Origin of the sequence: Intrasporangium chromatireducens Q5-1 (assembly GCF_000576575.1) — a bacterium.
Lineage (GTDB): Bacteria > Actinomycetota > Actinomycetes > Actinomycetales > Dermatophilaceae > Intrasporangium_A > Intrasporangium_A chromatireducens.
Genome location: NZ_AWQS01000517.1, coordinates 1 through 992 on the forward strand (window position 1 = coordinate 1; position 992 = coordinate 992).

The window sequence follows — 992 nt, forward strand, 5'->3', positions numbered from 1 at the left end:
CGGCGGCGCACCGGGTCGCTGCGGTGCTCGGCAGCCGTCGCCCGGCCGTCGTCGTCGCGCCGGCGACGGACGAGATGGCGGGGCAGCTGCTCGGCCGAGATCTGAGCGGTCTCGCTCATGTCGCCGCTGTGACGGATGGCCCGCTCGTCGACGGACGGGCCGGTGCCGACCGCGTCGTCGTCGTGCCCACCGCGTGGGCGTCCCTGTCCGCCACGGGTCGCGAGGTGGTGCTCGCCCACGAGCTCACCCATGTGACGACGCGCGCCGAGGGTGCGCAGGCGATGCCGCTCTGGGTGTCGGAGGGCTTGGCCGAGTACGTCGCCTACCGGGACGTGCGGCTGCCGGAGCAGACCATCGTCGGGTCGGCGCTCGAGCGGGTGCGTCGTGCCGGCGTGCCGACCGGCTGGCCCGACGACGCCCAGTTCGACCCGGACACGGGAGACCTGTCGGTGGCCTACGGGCTCGCACTCCTCGCCTGTCGCGAGATCGCGGACCGGCACGGACGCGCCGCACTGATTCGATTCTCCCGGGCGGCCGCTCGCGGCTCCGTCGAGGACGCCTTCCGGCTCATCGGCACCGACGGCGCGGCCGAGCGCCGGGCCTGGCAGTTGCGCATCCGGGCGCTGCTGGCACCGGGCGGTCAGCGGTAGAGCTTTTCGACGTCCTCGGCGAAGTCCTTGAGGACGACCGGCCGCTTCAGCTTGAGCGAGGGGGTCAGGTAGCCGTTGTCCTCGGTGAAGTCACCGGGGAGCACCGCGAACTTGCGGATCGACTCGGCTCGGCTCACGGCCTCGTTGGCGCGGTCGATCGCGTGCTGCAGGGCTTCGAGGACGACCGGGTTGCCGGCGGCCTCGCTCATCGGCAGGTCCCCGAGCCCGTGCGTCTTGGCCCACATCGGCCACATCTCGCTGTCGAGCGTGACGAGGACGCCGATGAACGGCTTGCCCTCGCCGACGACGATGCACTGGGAGACGAGCGGGTGCGCCCGGAGC

Annotated in this window: 1 protein-coding gene and 1 pseudogene; one reads left to right on the forward strand and one right to left on the reverse strand. The window is 72.8% G+C overall.

Annotation, left to right across the window (positions count from 1 at the left end; genetic code table 11):
• Positions 1 to 650, forward strand: a 650-nt coding sequence (locus N864_RS25330) for a hypothetical protein (RefSeq protein WP_205621045.1), incomplete at its 5' end; no start/stop codon positions are given.
• Here the strand turns inward: N864_RS25330 and N864_RS25335 are convergent.
• A pseudogene (locus N864_RS25335) lies at positions 641 to 992 on the reverse strand (long-chain fatty acid--CoA ligase); the annotation flags it as partial. The gene N864_RS25330 and the pseudogene N864_RS25335 overlap by 10 nt on opposite strands.